The organism is Ralstonia sp. Ralssp135 (genome assembly GCF_047304345.1).
Classification (GTDB): Bacteria; Pseudomonadota; Gammaproteobacteria; order Burkholderiales; family Burkholderiaceae; genus Ralstonia; species Ralstonia chuxiongensis.
The window spans coordinates 111,550-128,220 of record NZ_JBGLYZ010000007.1 but is presented as its reverse complement, the minus strand read 5'-3'; the positions used below and the strand labels follow the sequence as shown (position 1 = coordinate 128,220).

The following is a 16,671-nucleotide window of genomic DNA, read 5'->3' as shown; positions in this document are numbered from 1 at the left end:
CTACAAAGCGGCCACTCCGGATGCCCCGGACGGCCATGCGCGCGCTTGCCAGCGCACTAACGGGGGTCATGGCAGGTGCAGTTGCGCCAGCCTGGGCACAAAGTAATACACAGGCAGCCAGCACGCCAGTGGGTGAACTGAATCCGACCGTGGTGACGGCCTCGCGCAGCGAGCAGCCCCTGTCGGATGCACTGCCGCACACGACGGTCATCAGCCGCGCCGATATCGAGCGCTCGCAAGCGCCGGATGCGGTGACGCTGCTGCGCCGCGAGGCCGGCATCGAAATCACACAGAACGGTGGCGCCGGCACCAGCGCCAGTCTCTTCATGCGTGGCGCCAGTTCCAGCCAGACGCTGGTTCTGATTGATGGCGTGCGGGTGAGTTCCGCTACGCTGGGCGCCACGCAGATCGATCAACTGATGGCCGACCAGATCGACCATATCGAGGTCGTGCGCGGCAATGTGTCGGCGCTCTACGGTTCCGACGCGATTGGTGGCGTGGTGCAGATATTCACGCGCAGCGGCAAGGAGCATGCCCCGTTGGCCAACGCAGAGATTGAGTACGGCGCACGCAACACCAAGCGCGCGCAGGCGGGTATCAACGGCTCGCTGGGCGAGCGCGGCGATACGTCGTTCGCGGTGTCGGTGTCGGAGTTCAAGACCGACGGATTCTCTGCAATCAATCCGCTGCAGGCCAAGAATGCCAACCCGAACGACAACCCCTACACGAACAAGAGCGTGTCGGCGCAGTTGTCGCATCGCTTTTCCGCGGATTGGCAGGCAGGGCTGACGTACTTCCAGACCTGGGGCGATGTCAGTTACGACAGCGGCTTCGGCAGCCCGACCGACATCAATATCGCGCATAACCAGGTGCGGTCGATGTCGGCGTATGTGGACGGCAAGGTGACGCAGGACTGGAAGACGCGCGTGACGCTCTCGCAAGGTGACGATAAAAACCTGAACTTCCTGAACGGTGCGCAGAACGGTCGTTTCAACACGCGCAACCAGCAGGCGAGCTGGCAGAACGATTGGGTGTTCATGCCTGACCAATTGCTGAAGGTCGGACTGGAACATTCGCAAACCACCATCGACAGTGATGCCTACGACGCGCCCACGCGCAGGGTCGATTCCGGCTACATCGGTTACGAAGGCAAGTTCGGCCCGCATCAGTTGCAGTTGAACGTGCGTCGCGACCGCTACTCGGACTTTGGTGGCGCCAACAGCTATTACGCCGGCTACGGCTTCGCGTTCAACCCGCAATGGAAGGCAGTGGCGAGCGTGAGCAATGCCTTCCGCGCGCCGAGCTTCAACGAGCTTTACTACCCGTTCTTCGGCAGCCCGAACCTGCAGCCCGAGAAGGCGCGCTCGGTGGAAGGCGGCGTGGAATACAGCAGCACGATCGGCCTGGTGCGCGTAACGGCGTTCGAGACGGACTACAGCAACCTGATCACGGCTGTATGCGACGCAGATTTCAATTGCTCCGCAGCCAACGTCAACCGTGCGCGTGTGAACGGGCTCGAGACGTCGTATCGGGGTTCGATCTATGGCGTGGATCTGCGTGCCAGCTTTACCATGCAGAACCCGCAGGACTTGTCGGCCAACCAGTTGCTGTCGCGCCGTGCACGGCACTTCGGTAGCGTCTCGGCGTACAAGACCTTCGGGCCGTTCTCGGCGGGCGTGGAGTGGAATGCGGCGGGAGACCGCCAGGATTCGACCAAGACGCTCGGCGGCTATGGCCTGCTGAACCTGGTCGGCCGCTACCAGATCACGCCTGACTGGGCAGTGTCGGCACGGGTTGAAAACGTGACGAACAAGAACTACCAGTTGGTCTATCCGTACAACACACCTTCGCGTGGAGTGTTCTTCACGCTGTCGTGGCAACAGCACGAACCGAAGCGATGACAACACCTGCACTGCGCGCACGCGGTTTTGCCTGGCGACTGTGGTCGCTGCTGGCGCTCGCGTGCGTGGTGGTGCTGGTGGCGTCATTGATGCTCGGCAGTGTGAAGCTGTCGCCCGCTGAAGTCTGGCGGGCCCTCTTTTTTGGCAATAGCGGTGGCGATGGCCTGGCGGCAGGCATCGTCACCGAATTGCGCCTGCCGCGTGCCGGCGCTGCATTTGCTGCGGGCGGGCTGTTGGCCTTTGCCGGAGCGCTCATGCAGATGCTGCTGCGCAATCCGCTGGCTGATCCGTATGTGTTGGGCGTGTCTGGCGGCGGGGCAGTGGCGGCGCTCACGGCGATGTTGTTCTCGCTGCCGTGGTGGGCGGTGCAGACGAGCGCCGGAGCCGGAGCCTTGCTCTCGATGGCGCTGGTGGCGGCGCTGGCGCGTCAGCACCTGTGGCGCGGCGAGCCCGGCGAGGCCAATGCGCGCTTGTTGCTCGGTGGCGTGGTAATGGCCTCCGGCTGGGTCGGCCTGATCACGCTTATCTTGACCGTCGCGCCCGAGAATAAGCTGCGCGGCATGATTTTCTGGATGGTCGGCGACCTGGGTGGCGCCGATCGTTATGCGGGCGCGTTGACGGCGCTCGTGGTGGCGGTGGCCGTGGTGCTGCCGCACGCGCGCGACCTGAACGTGCTGCTGACCGGTGAAACCCGCGCCCGCGCGCTAGGCGTGCCGGTGGCGCGTGTGCGTGCGTTGATCTACGTGGTGGCATCGCTGTGTACAGCAGTGGCGGTCACGATTGCAGGCTCGGTCGCGTTTGTTGGCCTGCTGGTGCCGCACATGGTGCGCCTGGCGTGGACCCGCGACGTGCGCATCCATTTGCCCGCTACGGCGATGGCCGGCGGGGGCCTGCTGATGCTGGCCGACCTGATCGCCCGAACGCTGATCGCCCCAACGCAGTTGCCCGTGGGCGTGATCACCACCCTGCTCGGGGTGCCGACGTTTCTTTACCTGCTGATGCGGAGCACGCGATGAGCTGGTGGCGCCGCCCAAGTCCAGCACCGGACGCATTTGCCCACTTGGACGCAGCGCCCGAACTCGCGCTGCACGATCTGCGGGTGACCATCGATGGGCGCGTGCTGATCGAGCGGTTGTCGATGACGGCCACCGCGGGTCAACTCTGGTGCGTGGTCGGGCCGAACGGCGCGGGCAAGTCGACATGGCTTGCCGTGCTGGCAGGTTTGCGCTTGCCGGACGGCGGCAGCGTCATGCTCGACGGTTTGCCGCTTGCCGATTGGCCGGCGCTGGCGATGGCACGCCGTCGCGCGTTTCTGCCGCAGACCTTGCATGACACCTTCCCCATCACCGTGTACGACGCCGTGATGACCGGCCGCCACCCGCATCTTGCGCGCTGGGAGTGGGAGGGCGACGCAGATGCCCGCGCCGTCGATGCGGCGGTGTCTGCGCTGCAGTTGCAGCCCCTGGCACAACGCGATGTGCGCACGCTTTCTGGCGGTGAACGTCAGCGCGTGGCGATGGCTGCCGTGGTGGCGCAGGAGGCGCGCGTGCTGCTGCTCGATGAGCCCGTCGCGCACCTGGATTTGCATCAGCAGGTCGCGGTCCTTCGCCTGCTACGCGAAGGCTGCCGCAAACACGGCTGGCTGGTCGTGCTGACCGTGCATGACTTGAACCTTGCACGCCGCTTCGCCACGCACGCGCTGCTGATGGACGGCGCCGGGCACACCACCGCAGGCATCGCGGCCGAGGTGCTCACCCCCGAGCACTGCGCGCGCGTGCTGCGCACGCCTATTGCCGAGGTGGCCGACGGCCGCCTTACGGCCTTGATTCCTGATGATTCCGATGACGACTGAAGACAACAATGACGCGCTGAACGAGCGCCACCGCTCGCGCATGCAGCGCAAGAAGGCCGTGGTGGATGCCAAGATCGCCGCCGCCACCGACGTGCGCGGCGTGCTGCTCGTCAACACCGGTAACGGCAAGGGCAAATCCAGCTCCGGCTTTGGCATGGTGATCCGCGCCATGGGCCACGACATGCAGGTCGGCGTGGTGCAGTTCATCAAGGGCGCGATCCCGACCGGCGAGGAGCGCTTTCTCCGTCGTTTTCCCGAACAATGCAGCTTCCACGTGATGGGCGAGGGCTACACGTGGGAGACGCAGGACCGCACGCGCGACGTTGAAAAGGCGCAAGCCGCATGGACCTGCGCACGCGAGCTGCTGAGCGATCCGACCGTCGGCCTGGTGCTGCTGGATGAATTGAACATTGCGCTCAAGTACAACTACCTTGACGTGCAAACCGTGCTGACCGACTTGCGCGCGCGCCCGCCGGCGCAGCATGTGGTGATTACCGGGCGCGGTGCACCGCCCGAATTGATCGACGCCGCAGATACCGTGACCGACATGACGCTCGTCAAGCATGCATTTTCCCAAGGCATCCAGGCCCAGCCGGGAGTCGAACTGTGATGAACCAAGCCATGCACATTCCACCATTTGATGATGCGCTGCGCGCGCGCCTGCAGGCCGCCGTCGACAGCAAGACCAAGCCGGTCGGCGCACTGGGCCGGCTTGAATCGCTGGCCGTGCAGATCGGCCTGATCCAGAACACCGACACACCGCAGCTGACGCGCCCTGCAATGGTGGTCTTTGCCGCAGACCACGGCATCGCCCACGCTGGCGTGAGCGCGTACCCGCAAGCGGTGACCGCCCAGATGGTGCTCAACTTCATCGCGGGTGGCGCGGCTGTCAATGTGTTCTGCCGCCAGCATGGGTTTGCACTGGAGGTGGTGAACGCCGGTGTTGCCGCACCGTTGTGGACGGCGGATACGCCGGGCCTCGTCGATGCACCTGTCGGCCCCGGCACGCGCAACTTCGCTGACGAGGGTGCTGCGCAAGCCGCCATGACCGCCGACGAGCGTGACCGCGCCATGGCTCTCGGCGCGCAGCGTGTGGCGCACCATGCGGCGCTCGGCACCAACGTAATCGCGCTGGGCGAAATGGGTATCGCCAACACGGCGTCTGCCGCGTGCCTGATGGCGCGGTTGTGCGATCTTCCGGTCGCGCAATGTGTTGGCCGCGGCACGGGGCTTGACGATGACGGCCTCGCCCACAAGCGTGCCGTGCTGGAGGCGGCAATGGTCAAGCATGCTGACATCCGTGAGCCGCTGGACGTGCTTGCGTGCTTCGGCGGCTTCGAGGTCGCGGCGATGGTGGGTGCGGTGCTTGAAGCTGCGCAGCGGCGCATGGTCATCCTCGTCGACGGGTTTATTGCGACGGCCGCCGTGCTGGTGGCGGCGCAGGTAGCACCCGACGTATTGCGCTATTGCGTGTTCGGGCATGTGTCGGACGAGCGCGGGCATCGCGCGCTGCTGGAGGTGCTCGATGCGCGGCCGCTGCTGTCGCTGTCGTTGCGGCTGGGGGAGGGCAGCGGTGCGGTGCTGGCGTATCCGGTGGTCGTGTCAGCGGTGGCGTTCCTGCGCGAGATGGCGACCTTCGCCAGCGCAGGCGTGAGCGAGCGCGCATAGCCATGAACGCCCTGCGTGAACATTGGCAGGCGCTGTGGACAGCGGTCGGGTACTTCACCCGCATCCCTGTGCCGGCGTCGATCGGGTTCTCGCAAGCTGGGTTGAATCGCGCGGCGCGCTACTTTCCGCTGATTGGCTGGTTGGTGGGCGCCGTGGCAGCCGCGGTTTATTGGCTCGTGTCGCGCACGGTGCCCACGCCCGGTGTGGCGGTGGCCGTGTCGATGGTGGCTACGTTGTTGCTGACCGGCGCGTTTCATGAGGACGGCTTGGCCGATTGCGCAGATGGCTTTGGCGGCGGCTACACGGCGGAAGATCGGCTGCGCATCATGCACGATTCGCGCATCGGTGCGTTCGGGGCGATTGCCGTGTGCATGGCGTTGCTGCTGAAGTGGCAATTGCTGAGCGCGATGGCGCCGCATGGCCTCGCCATCCTCGTTGCAATGGTGAGCGCGCATGCCGCAAGCCGTGCGGCGGCCGTCAGCTACCTGCTCACCCACGACTACGTGCGCGCTGAAGGCAAGGCCAAACCGGTTGCGCAACGCATGCGATGGAGCGATGCCTTGTGGTCCTGCATGTTCGGCATCGCGCCTTTACTGTGGTTTGGGCCGATGTGCATGGCGCTCATTGCTGGCGGATTGGTCGTTGCGCGCTGGCTGCTGGGTCGATATTTCGTGCGCCGCATCGGCGGTATCACGGGCGATTGCCTGGGCATGGCGCAGCAGATTTTCGAACTGCTGATTCTGTGGGGGGTGCTGGCATGGATGTCATCCTGATCCGCCACGCGCGGCCCGCCATGACGGCGGGTCTTTGCTATGGCCGCACCGATCTGGAGTTGGCTTCGCCGATGGACCCTGAACCTTCGGCCATCGTCGAGAAACTCAGCGCCCACCCCCCGCATCGTCTGCTGGCGAGTCCATTGCAACGCAGCCGCCTGACTGCCGAAGCCTTAGCGGAAGCGGCGCAACTTTCCACGATCGAAATCGATGCGCAATTGATGGAACTCGATTTTGGCGCCTGGGAAGGCAGCCAGTGGGATGACATCCCGCGCGCGGAAATTGACCAGTGGGCGCGTGATCTTGTGCACGGCAATCCGCATGGCGGGGAGTCGGCGGCGGATTTGCTGGCTCGCATGACGACCTGGGCAGAGGCAACAAGCGCGACGCCGGCGTCTTGCGTGTGGGCGGTGACGCATGCCGGCTGTATGCGTGCACTGGCGTCGCATTGGTTGCAACGGCCGTTGGCCGAGACGCTGCAATGGCCGCTGCAATGGGGGGCGGCCTGCGGCTTTCGCGTGCAGCCCGACGCGTTACCGGTGCTGCTGTTCTGGAGCCGCTGACCAGCGGCGCCGTTCAGCGACTCAACCCGTTGGTGGTTGGTGAACCGAGGCGCCGCATGCGGGCTTGTTCCAAGTCTTCGCACAACAGCGTTGCCGCTTCCACCAGGCGTGGTCCGAACCGGTTGATCAGGTCGCCATTGATGGTGAAGAGGTTGCCGCGCTGCACGGCCAGCAATTGCGGCCAGCGCTTCCACGCGTCGAGCGTATCGATCGGGCGGCTGCCTTGCGTGGCACCCATGCTCGCGGTCAGCAACACTTCAGGGTTTGCTGCGATGACGGCCTCGGGCGAAACGGTCGGCACCAGCAAGGGCTCGCTGGCAAACACATTGCGGCCGCCGCAAAGCGCCAGCATGTCAGAGAAGATGTGCTGGCCGTTGAGCGTCATCAGCGGCTGTTCCCATACCTGGTAGAACACCGAAACCGGCGGCCGGCTCGCGTAGCGCTGGCGCAGTGCATCGGCGCGTTGGCGGAATTGCTGGGCCGCGTCGTGCGCGCTGGCACGAGTGTCGAGCAGCGTACCGAGTGCCTCGATCGAGCGCGGGATATCGCTCATGCGATGCGGCTCGGAGAAGAACAGCGGAATGCCCAGCGCGCGCAGCCGGTCGATCTGTTTCTGCGCGTTGCCGTGGCGCCAGACCACCACCAGATCGGGTTTGAGGGCGGCGATGCGCTCCAGATCGAGCGAGCGGTTATCGCCCACGTGAGGAATGTCGCGCGCGGGAGGCGGGTAGTCGCTGTAAGCCACGGTGCCGACGATGCGTGCACCGCCGCCAGCCGCGAACAGCAGCTCGGTCGCATGCGGGGCGAGGCTGACGATGCGTTGCGCGGGGCGCTGCAGCGTAACGGTGGCGCCGCTATCGTCCGTGACGGAAATGGTGGCAAATGCCGGTGCGGCTGCGATCGTGAGCGCAAGTGCGAAGAGGCTGCGTGCGCACAGGCGACGGGCAAGACAAGAGAGACGAACGGGCATCGGGGGGGCAGGTCAAGCGGAGTGCGACAGCGATGCTAGCGCATCGGCAAGGCGTTGCCATCCGGTTTCATCCGGGGGCAGGCCGAAGCGCAAGCCGCTGATGGGCGCATCGAACAGGCGGGTCCAGATGCCGAGGCGCGCTAGGCCTGCATGCAGCGCCCGCGCATGTGGGGCGTGTGCCCAGGCAAACAGCGGTGTGGCGGCATTCGGCAGGCCGTGGCGATCCAGCAACGCCGAAAGCCGCGCCCCCGCATGCCGCAGTTGGGCGCGCGTTGAAACTTGCCAGGCGGTATCGGCAAGCGCCGCACGCACCACGGCACGGGCCGGGCCGTTGACCGTCCAGTGCCCCAGCGCCTCGCGCAGCGCGGACAGCAGCTCAGGCGCCGCCAGCGCGAAGCCGATGCGGGCGCCCGCCAGCCCGTAGAACTTTCCGATCGAGCGCAGCACGACGAGCCCCGGCACGCCAGCCAGGGGCGCCAATGTGGGGCCATCGTCGAACGCTTCGATGAATGCCTCGTCCACGATCAACGACCCGCCGCGCGCATGCAGGCGCGTGTGCCAATCGCGCAGGGTCTCTGCGGGCAGAACGCGCGCCGTCGGGTTGTTCGGGTTGACGACAACCAAGTGCTGCACGTCGTTTGGCAGGTCGCCGAGGAAGGCGGCTTCAGGTAGCGGCACGACGTCGTGGCCGGCACGCGCAAAGGCGGGCGCGTATTCGCTGTAGCCGATCTGCGCGATGCCGGCACGCCCGCGCGGCAGCAGGGTCGGCAGCGTGCGGATCGCCGCTTGTGAACCAGCAACCGCCAGCACGGCGCTCGCGTCGATCACGCCGTAGTGCGCGGCGGCCTGCGCTTCGAGGCCATCGTCTTCGGGCAGGCGCAGCCACGCATCGGGCGGGATCGGCGGGATGGGGTAGCCGTGCGGGTTGATGCCCGTGGACAGGTCAAGCCAGCCGCCGGCAGGCTCTCCGTACAGCGCGCGTGCGGCCGCGAGATTGCCGCCGTGGACGATGGCGTTCACGCGAGGCCCCACGCCAACGCCGCAATTAAGCCGAGTGCGCTGAGCCACAACCACAACGTGCGCGACACGAGCGTCAATGCCCGCGTGATATCGGCTGCGGCCGCCGTTTCTCCGGTGCCGAGCGAAGGGCGGGCTTCGTCCACGCCTTCGTAGCGTGCTGCTCCGCCGAGCTGAACGCGCAGGCTGCCCGCGCCCGCGGCCATCACCGGACCGGCGTTGGGGCTCGACCATTGCGGGGCTTGCGTGCGCCAGCAGCGCAGCGCATCGGCGGTGTGGCCGAGTAGCGCGTAACTTATTGCCGTGAGTCGCGCGGGAATCCAGTTGGCCACATCGTCGATGCGGGCCGCCGCCCAGCCAAAGCCGGTAAAGCGCGCATTGCGGTAGCCCCACATTGCATCGAGCGTGTTGGCCAACCGATACAGCACGACGCCCGGCGCACCCGCCACCACAAGCCAGAACAGCGGCGCGAAGACGGCATCGCTGCCATTCTCCAACGCAGATTCCACGGCGGCGCGCGCGATGGGCTCATCCGCGGCTTGTGTGAGGTCACGCGAGACGATGCGCGAGGCGAGGGCACGTGCGCGGGGCAGATCCGCATCGCGCAACGCAAGCGCGATCGGCGCGATGTGGTCATGCAGGCTGCGCGCCCCGATGGCGAAATAGAGCGCGATGGCATCAAGCGCTGCCACCAGCCAGGGCGACACATCACGCGTCATGACGGCGAGCCATCCCGCCAGCAGCACAAACGGCAACACTGTGCCCGCCCATGCAAGGAGACCGGCGATGCGCGACCATGCGAACGCAGCCGGTGCGCGGTTCATGCAGCGCTCAATCGCGGTGGCGATGCGTCCGAAGCCGACCAGCGGATGCCAGCGCGGCACCTCGCCGAAGAGCCGGTCGAGTAGCACGCCCGCCAGCGTGGCCAACGTCACGAGGGGCCAGCCAAGATCGAATACGCCGCCAGGAGACACGCTCACGTTGAAGCGCCGAGTGCCGGCCCTTTCACCACCATCGGAATGCCGGCCACCAGCAGATGCACGTTGTCGGCCAGCGTGGCGAGGCGTTGGTTCAGCCGGCCCAGCTCGTCCACGTAGAAACGTGTGACAGCGCCCATCGGCACCACGCCCAAGCCGATCTCGTTGCTCACGAGGATGACCTCGCCGGGCAGCAACGGCAGCGCGGTGAGTAGCGCATCGATCTCGGCTGTCCAGGCTTTGGGTGGCGTGACGAGGCCTGTTTCGGGGTATTCGTGGTGCTCTGAGAAGAGCAGATTGTTGAGCCACAGCGTCAAGCAATCGACCAGCACGCAGCCACCGTGCTGCGCGTGTGTGTAGAGCGCTTCGGCCAAGTGCAACGGTTCTTCGACCAGCGCCCACTCAGCTGGGCGGCGCGCGCGGTGCATGGCCACGCGCAATTGCATTTCTTCATCGCCCTCGCCGGCGGTGGCGACGTACGTGACGGGCCCCGCGCATTGCAGCGCGAGTTGTTCGGCGTGATGGCTTTTGCCCGAACGGGCACCACCGAGGACGAGGGTGAGGCGGCGTGACATTCCAGCATTTTAGCGAGGGCGCGGCGGCAAGGCACAACAAGGTGGGTGCGATAATCCGCGCATGTCGAAAGCTCCATTTCCTGTGCCGCCGGCCTCGCTTCGGGGCACGCTGATGATCCAGGGCACCACGTCCGACGCTGGCAAGAGCACGCTGGTCGCCGGCCTGTGCCGCGTTGCGCATCGCGCCGGTGTGCGCGTGGCGCCCTTCAAGCCGCAGAACATGGCGCTCAATAGCGCTGTCACCGCAGACGGTGGCGAGATCGGCCGCGCCCAGGCGTTGCAGGCGCAGGCGGCGGGCGTCGCACCCACGGTCGACATGAACCCCGTGCTGCTCAAGCCCAACAGCGACACGGGCGCGCAGATCATCATCCACGGCCAGCCGCGCTGTGATCTCGATGCCCGCGCGTATCACGACTACAAGCCCACCGCCATGGCCGCCGTGCTCGAATCGCACACGCGGCTGCGCGCGCAGTACGACCTCGTGCTCGTGGAGGGCGCTGGCAGCCCGGCGGAGGTCAACCTGCGCGACCGCGATATCGCCAACATGGGTTTTGCCGAGGCCGTCGATTGCCCTGTCGTGCTCGTCGCCGACATCGATCGCGGTGGCGTGTTCGCGCACCTTGTTGGCACGCTGGCCTGCTTGTCTGACAGCGAACGTGCGCGCGTGGGCGGGTTCATCATCAACCGGTTTCGCGGCGATATTTCTCTGCTCACGCCCGGGCTCGACTGGCTGGCCGCGCAGACGGGCAAGCCGGTATTGGGTGTGCTGCCGTATCTGCACGGCCTGCACCTCGACGCAGAAGACGCGGTGCAGACCGTGCAGCGCGCAGCCTCAGCCGATGCGCTACGCGTCGTCATTCCGGTGTTGCCGCGTGTGTCCAACCACACCGATTTCGACGCGCTGCGCGCGCACCCGCAAGTGGACGTTCGACTGGTCGGCCCCGGCCAGCCGATTCCGCCCGCCGACCTCATCATCCTGCCCGGCAGCAAGAGCGTGCAGGCCGATCTTGCCTGGTTGCGCGCCAACGGTTGGGAAGCGGCCGTCGCGCGGCATCTGCGCTATGGCGGCAAGCTGATCGGTATCTGCGGCGGCATGCAGATGCTGGGGCGGCGCTTGCATGATCCGCACGGGCTGGAAGGCGCAGCTGGCAGCGTCGAGGGTTTCGGCTATCTCGATTTCGAGACCACGCTGGAGGCCGCCAAGCAGTTGCGTCAGGTGCGCGGCACTCTGGCGGAAAGCGGTGCGGCCATCGCCGGCTACGAAATCCACATGGGCGTGACCGAGGGCGCGGCGCTCGCGTGCCCCGCCGTGCAACTCGACGATGGCCGCGCAGATGGCGCGATCTCCGCCGACGGGCAAATCCTCGCGACTTACCTGCACGGCTTGTTCGACGCGCCCGAGGCGTGCGGAGCGTTGCTTGCCTGGGCCGGCGTGCGCGCTGCGCAGGCGCAGGACTACGCCGCATTGCGTGAGGCATCGCTCGAACGTCTTGCCGACACGTGCGAAGCGCATCTGGACCTCGCTACGCTGTTCCGAACGCTGCCACGTGCAGGCTGAGCCATAATTACCGGATGGATAGATCTGCTGAGTGACTAACTCGGCACATGATTCGACGAGCGCAAGGAGGCAGGCATGCCGGTGGCCGTTGTAGCGAATCCGAAGGGCGGAGTGGGCAAAAGCACGCTGGCCACCAATCTGGCCGGCTACTTTGCGGCGCGGGATCACGCCGTGATGCTGGGCGACACCGATCGCCAGCAGTCCTCACGCGAGTGGCTCGCCTTGCGCCCCGAAACCGCCAAGCCCATCCGCACGTGGGAAATCAACGCAGATCACATCGCCAAGCCGCCCAAGGGTACAACGCACGTGGTGCTCGATACGCCGGCGGGCCTCCATGGCTGGCGGCTGGGGGATCTTGTGAAGATGTCCGGCTACGTGATCGTGCCGCTGCAGCCTTCCATGTTCGACATCCTTGCCACGCAAGCTTTCCTGCGCAAACTGGCCGATGAAAAGCCGGTGCGCCATGGCGAGGTCAAGCTGGGCGTGGTCGGCATGCGTGTGGATATGCGCACACGCGCCGCTGAACAGCTCCAGCGTTTCGTGCAAGGGCTGGAGGTGCCAATCCTCGGCTACCTGCGCGATACCCAGAATTACGTGCAATTGGCCGCGCACGGCCTGACGCTGTGGGACGTGGCGCCCTCGCGCGTGGCCAAGGATGTGGAGCAGTGGAGCGGCATTCTCGATTGGCTGGGTGAATCGCCTCCACAGGCCCACGTGGCCGACTCTTCTGCGGCGGCATGAAAAAAAGCCCGGTAATTGCCGGGCTTTTTTGTGGGGCGAGGCTGCGTCGCTCAGATTTCGAGGTTGTCGATCAGGCGCGTCTTGCCGAGCTTCGCGGCGGTCAGCACGACCAGCGGCTCGCCGGCAGCGATGTTCTCGGGCGTCGGTTTCTGCAGGTCGGAACGGCGGCGCACGGCCACGTAGTCGGGCTGCCAGCCGCGGCCACGCAGATACTCCATCGCCTTGGTGGTCACCTCTTCGTGCGAAGCCTGGCCTTGCAGCACGGTTTCCAGCACGTCCTGACGTACTTGGTGCAGCGTGCGGTACAACTCGGGCGCTTCGGCGCGCTCTTCGTTAGTCAGGTAGACGTTGCGCGACGACAGCGCCAGACCGTCATCTGCGCGCACCGTTTCGGCGGGGATGATGTCCACCGGCAGCGCAAACTGATGTGCCATCCGGCGCACGATCATCAGCTGCTGGTAGTCCTTCTTGCCGAACACGGCCACGCGCGGTTGCACGCAGCAGAACAGTTTCATCACCACCGTGCAGACACCCTTGAAGAAGCCGGGGCGGAATTCGCCCTCGAGCGTGTCGCCCAGGTCGTGTGGTGGGTCGACGCGGTATTCCTGCGGCTCTGGGTACATGTCGCGCTCGGTGGGTGCAAACAGCACGTACACGCCTTCCTTTTGCAGTTTCTCGATGTCGTCCTGCAGCGTGCGCGGGTATTTGTCGAAATCTTCGTTCGGACCGAATTGCAGGCGGTTCACGAAAATGGACGCCACCACCGGGTCGCCGTGCTGGCGCGCCAGTCGCATCAGGCTCAGGTGGCCTTCATGCAGGTTGCCCATGGTCGGCACGAAGGCGACGCGGTTCTGGCCGCGCAACTGGTCGCGCAATTCCTGGATCGACGAGATGACTTTCATAGTTGTTGTGTGATGCGGCCCGGGTCGGGTCGGACGAATTACGTCGGAGAATAGGCGAGGCGCACGTAAATGGGCGCGTACGGTTCGGCCTGCGTGATTTCGAGCAGCGATTCGCGCGAAAGCTCGAGCATGGCGACAAAGTTGACGACCACGACGGGTGCGCCCTTGCCGGACTGGATCGCTTCTTCGAACAGCTCGGTGAACTCCATGAACCGCGCGTGCTGCAGGCGGCGCAGGATCTGGCTCATGTGCTCGCGCACGGACAGCTCTTCGCGCGAGATCTTGTGATGCTGCGTGAGCTTGGCTCGGCGCAGCACATCGGCCCAGGCGACACGCAGGTCGTCGGAATTGACGTCGGGATAGCGCGGCGCGAGGCTTTGCTCGATATAGACCTGCGCGCGCAGGAAATCGCGGCCAAGTTGCGGCACGGTGTCGAGCTTCTGCGCGGCGAGCTTCATTTGCTCGTACTCGAGCAGGCGGCGCACCAGTTCGGCGCGCGGGTCTTCGGGCTCAGCGCCTTCGTCGGTCTTCCTGACCGGCAGCAGCATGCGCGACTTGATCTCGATGAGCATGGCCGCCATCAGCAGGTATTCAGCAGCCAGCTCAAGGTTGGTCGTGCGGATCTGCTCGATGTACGCCAGATATTGCCGCGTGACCTGCGCCAGCGGAATGTCCAGCACATTGAAGTTCTGGCGGCGGATCAGGTACAGCAGCAAGTCCAGCGGTCCTTCAAACGCTTCGAGAAAAACCTCGAGCGCATCGGGCGGGATGTAGAGATCCTGCGGGAGCTTGAACAGCGGCTCGCCGTAGAGCCGCGCAAAGGCGAGGCCGTCGACCTGCGCGGGCGTGGAGTCCTGATCGGGCGCCACGCTGGGCAGCTCGACGGGCAGTGGCAGCTTGTCCTGCGCGGAAGTGGTCATGCGGCGGTGAGCCAGGCGGGCCGAGGGCCGGTCGGCCGATCAGTCCAGCGAGTAGACGTACGGCTTTTGCGGCACGCGGGCGGCTTTGGCACGCGCACGCTCTTCCAGGTCGATCGGGTCCTTATCCCACAGCAGGGACCGGCCTTGGCGCTGCTGCGCTTCCAGGTCGGGCTTCTGGGTCTTGAGTTCTTCCAGGAACTGGGTGATCTCGGACTTGTACAGGGCCATGGCGGTATGTGATGTTGGGTGATCTTGCCCGCACGGAAAGATCCCGGGCGGAAAACCGGCGCATTTTACCGTATTGGCCGTGCTAACGGCCTTGGGCACGGCACGTGCGAAGCCCTTCCGGCCGATCCGGAAGGCCGCATTCGTTGCATTTGCCTGGGCACCCGCCGGGCCCGGTATGGTCAAATACGCCTTTCCTTCGATTCAGCCGGCCCGTGGGGCGGCGCCACGCTTGCCACGATGACCGGCTCCAATCGACCATCGCGACCGTCACGACCACCACGCTTTCGTTTCCTGGGTTTGCCCGCCGCCGCGCTGGCGGCCGGCTTTGTGCTGTCCCTCGCCTGCGCCCCGGCGCACGCTGAATACGACGTCAAGATCGATGCGCCGAAGTCCATTCGCGACTTGCTGGAGCGCCATCTGGACCTGTCGCGCTACAAAGACCGCAAGGACATCACTGACGACCAGCTCCAGTACATGGTCGAGACCATTGGCGACCAGGTCACCAAGCTGACAGCCACCGAGGGCTATTTCGTGCCGAAGGCGACCGCGAAGCTGGACGGCCCGCCGGACCAACGCGTGGTCAACGTGAAGGTCGAGCCCGGCCCGCGTACAACCATCGACACCGTGGCGCTCGACTTTACCGGGGCCATCACGCAAGACGCCAGGCGCATCGACGAATTGAGAAAGTCGTGGAGCCTGCAGCACGGCATGGCCTTCCGCCAGTCGGGCTGGGACAAGGCCAAGGACGACGGTCTGGCCGCGCTGCAGAGCAAACGTTATTACGCGGCCAAGCAGACGTCATCGCAGGCGCGTGTCGATCCGGACGAAAACAAGGCAGACCTGTCGGTGGGCTATGACAGCGGTCCGGCTTACACGTTGGGGCCGCTGGAGGTGCAGGGCTTGTCGCGTTATCCGCTCAGCATCATCAACCACGTCAACTCGCTGCGCGTGGGTGAGGATTACTCTGCTGATCGACTGCAATCGTTGCAGGCCGCCATCCAAGGGCAGCCGTATTTTTCCAATGCCATCGTTGACCTGGGCGATGACCCGAAGAACCCGGTCAACGCGCCGGTGCGTGTGCGCGTGCGGGAGTACCCGCCCAACCGCATCACCAGTGGCGTGGGTTACGGCACGGACACGGGCGCGTCGGTGGAAGGGCGCTATCAATATCTGAACCTGTTCAGCAAGGCATGGGTGCTCGACACGCAAGCCCGCATCGAACAGCGCCGTCAGTACCTGTTTGCCGGCGTGACCGTGCCGCCCGACGACAAGCAATACGTCAATAGCTTCTACACCAGCATGGACCGCACCGATACCTCGGGCACCGACACGCGCAGCTATCGTTCCGGCTTCAAGCAGACGCGTGTGCGCGGCATCTATGAGACGTCGTTCACCGTTGATTTCTACTACGACGACCTGCGGCCCGATGGCGCCGAGCGGCAGTTGAGCAAGGCGCTCGTCCCGGGTTTCGCGTGGACGCGCCGCGACGTGGACGACCCGCTGTTCCCGCGCCGCGGCAACATCATCACCACGCAGATCGGCGCGGCAGTGAAAGGCGTGTTGACGGACCAATCGTTCGTGCGGTCGTACAGCCGCATTCGCCAATTTGTGCCGGTGGGGCAGCGCGATATCTTCGTCGCGCGCGGTGAGTTGGGCGCGGTCATCACCTCCGGTTCCGGCGATGGCGTGCCGGCTACGCTGCGCTTCCGCACGGGCGGCACGCAGTCGGTGCGCGGCTACGACTTCCAGAGCATCGGTAACGACGTCAACGGCAGCACGTTGCCGGCCAAGTTCCTCGTTACCGGCGGGCTGGAGTATCAACGCTGGTTCCTGCCGCAATGGGGCGCCGCCGTGTTCTGGGACACCGGCACGGCCACCGACAACTGGTCGGAGCGTCGCTGGTTCAACGGTGTGGGTGTCGGCGTACGTTGGAAGAGCCCCGTGGGGCCGATCCAGCTCGACATGGCCTACGGCATCCAGCAGAAGCAGTTCCGGCCGAGCGTGTCGCTGGGCATCGCGTTCTGAA

General features: G+C 65.6%; 17 protein-coding genes. 10 read left to right on the top strand and 7 right to left on the bottom strand.

The genetic code is table 11. The features are described from left to right. Positions 1-20: 20 nt before the first annotated feature. Genes ACCD03_RS08065 through cobC form a run of 7 tightly spaced genes read left to right on the top strand, consistent with a single transcriptional unit; the run spans position 21 to position 6,757 of the window. The gene (locus ACCD03_RS08065; protein WP_413411256.1) at positions 21-1,901 is read left to right on the top strand and encodes a TonB-dependent receptor plug domain-containing protein; all 1,881 of its coding nucleotides are present in this window, start codon (positions 21-23) and stop codon (positions 1,899-1,901) included. Further along, positions 1,898-2,917, top strand: coding sequence for a FecCD family ABC transporter permease (locus ACCD03_RS08060; protein ID WP_413411255.1), 1,020 nt, complete (start codon positions 1,898-1,900; stop codon positions 2,915-2,917). Before ACCD03_RS08065 ends, ACCD03_RS08060 begins: the two co-directional genes overlap by 4 nt. After that, positions 2,914-3,753: an ABC transporter ATP-binding protein gene (locus tag ACCD03_RS08055; protein WP_413411254.1), complete on the top strand. Its 840-nt coding sequence runs from the start codon at positions 2,914-2,916 to the stop codon at positions 3,751-3,753. Before ACCD03_RS08060 ends, ACCD03_RS08055 begins: the two co-directional genes overlap by 4 nt. After that, the gene (cobO, locus tag ACCD03_RS08050) at positions 3,743-4,363 is read left to right on the top strand and encodes a cob(I)yrinic acid a,c-diamide adenosyltransferase (RefSeq protein WP_413411253.1); all 621 of its coding nucleotides are present in this window, start codon (positions 3,743-3,745) and stop codon (positions 4,361-4,363) included. The genes ACCD03_RS08055 and cobO overlap by 11 nt, the downstream gene beginning before the upstream one ends. Next, the gene (gene cobT, locus ACCD03_RS08045) at positions 4,363-5,421 is read left to right on the top strand and encodes a nicotinate-nucleotide--dimethylbenzimidazole phosphoribosyltransferase (RefSeq protein ID WP_413411252.1); all 1,059 of its coding nucleotides are present in this window, start codon (positions 4,363-4,365) and stop codon (positions 5,419-5,421) included. Before cobO ends, cobT begins: the two co-directional genes overlap by 1 nt. A 2-nt stretch (positions 5,422-5,423) precedes the next feature. Further along, the gene (locus ACCD03_RS08040) at positions 5,424-6,194 is read left to right on the top strand and encodes an adenosylcobinamide-GDP ribazoletransferase (protein ID WP_413411251.1); all 771 of its coding nucleotides are present in this window, start codon (positions 5,424-5,426) and stop codon (positions 6,192-6,194) included. Next, complete coding sequence (gene cobC, locus ACCD03_RS08035; RefSeq protein WP_325649509.1) at positions 6,179-6,757, top strand: alpha-ribazole phosphatase; 579 nt, start codon at positions 6,179-6,181, stop codon at positions 6,755-6,757. The genes ACCD03_RS08040 and cobC overlap by 16 nt, the downstream gene beginning before the upstream one ends. 13 nt (positions 6,758-6,770) lie before the next feature. Here cobC and ACCD03_RS08030 read toward each other — a convergent pair whose 3' ends face one another. The 4 genes from ACCD03_RS08030 to cobU are packed head-to-tail and all read right to left on the bottom strand — an operon-like array spanning position 6,771 to position 10,296. Continuing rightward, positions 6,771-7,727 (bottom strand): cobalamin-binding protein, encoded by a 957-nt coding sequence (locus ACCD03_RS08030; RefSeq protein WP_413411250.1) that lies wholly within the window; start codon positions 7,725-7,727, stop codon positions 6,771-6,773. Between the two features lie 12 nt (positions 7,728-7,739). Beyond that, positions 7,740-8,747: a threonine-phosphate decarboxylase CobD gene (gene cobD, locus ACCD03_RS08025; RefSeq protein WP_413411249.1), complete on the bottom strand. Its 1,008-nt coding sequence runs from the start codon at positions 8,745-8,747 to the stop codon at positions 7,740-7,742. Further along, a complete protein-coding gene (gene cbiB / locus ACCD03_RS08020; protein ID WP_325649503.1) occupies positions 8,744-9,724 on the bottom strand; it encodes an adenosylcobinamide-phosphate synthase CbiB in 981 nt (326 codons plus the stop codon). Before cbiB ends, cobD begins: the two co-directional genes overlap by 4 nt. After that, a complete protein-coding gene (gene cobU / locus ACCD03_RS08015) occupies positions 9,721-10,296 on the bottom strand; it encodes a bifunctional adenosylcobinamide kinase/adenosylcobinamide-phosphate guanylyltransferase (protein WP_325649501.1) in 576 nt (191 codons plus the stop codon). Before cobU ends, cbiB begins: the two co-directional genes overlap by 4 nt. Positions 10,297-10,357: 61 nt before the next feature. Here cobU and ACCD03_RS08010 point away from each other — a divergent pair, with 61 nt between their 5' ends. Continuing rightward, complete coding sequence (locus tag ACCD03_RS08010) at positions 10,358-11,854, top strand: cobyric acid synthase (RefSeq protein ID WP_413411248.1); 1,497 nt, start codon at positions 10,358-10,360, stop codon at positions 11,852-11,854. Between the two features lie 75 nt (positions 11,855-11,929). Continuing rightward, positions 11,930-12,595, top strand: coding sequence for a ParA family protein (locus ACCD03_RS08005; RefSeq protein ID WP_045202853.1), 666 nt, complete (start codon positions 11,930-11,932; stop codon positions 12,593-12,595). Positions 12,596-12,645: 50 nt separating this feature from the next. Here ACCD03_RS08005 and panC read toward each other — a convergent pair whose 3' ends face one another. Genes panC through ACCD03_RS07990 form a run of 3 tightly spaced genes read right to left on the bottom strand, consistent with a single transcriptional unit; the run spans position 12,646 to position 14,645 of the window. Beyond that, entirely contained in the window at positions 12,646-13,497 is an 852-nt protein-coding gene (gene panC / locus ACCD03_RS08000) for a pantoate--beta-alanine ligase (protein ID WP_045202854.1), read from the bottom strand. A gap of 38 nt (positions 13,498-13,535) precedes the next feature. Further along, positions 13,536-14,417, bottom strand: coding sequence for a segregation and condensation protein A (locus ACCD03_RS07995; protein WP_045202855.1), 882 nt, complete (start codon positions 14,415-14,417; stop codon positions 13,536-13,538). 39 nt (positions 14,418-14,456) lie between these two features. Continuing rightward, entirely contained in the window at positions 14,457-14,645 is a 189-nt protein-coding gene (locus ACCD03_RS07990) for a DUF3460 family protein (RefSeq protein WP_325649491.1), read from the bottom strand. A 237-nt stretch (positions 14,646-14,882) separates the two neighbouring features. On the opposite strand from ACCD03_RS07990, the gene ACCD03_RS07985 reads away from it, so the two are divergent. After that, complete coding sequence (locus ACCD03_RS07985; protein ID WP_325649489.1) at positions 14,883-16,670, top strand: autotransporter assembly complex family protein; 1,788 nt, start codon at positions 14,883-14,885, stop codon at positions 16,668-16,670. Position 16,671: the final 1 nt, after the last annotated feature.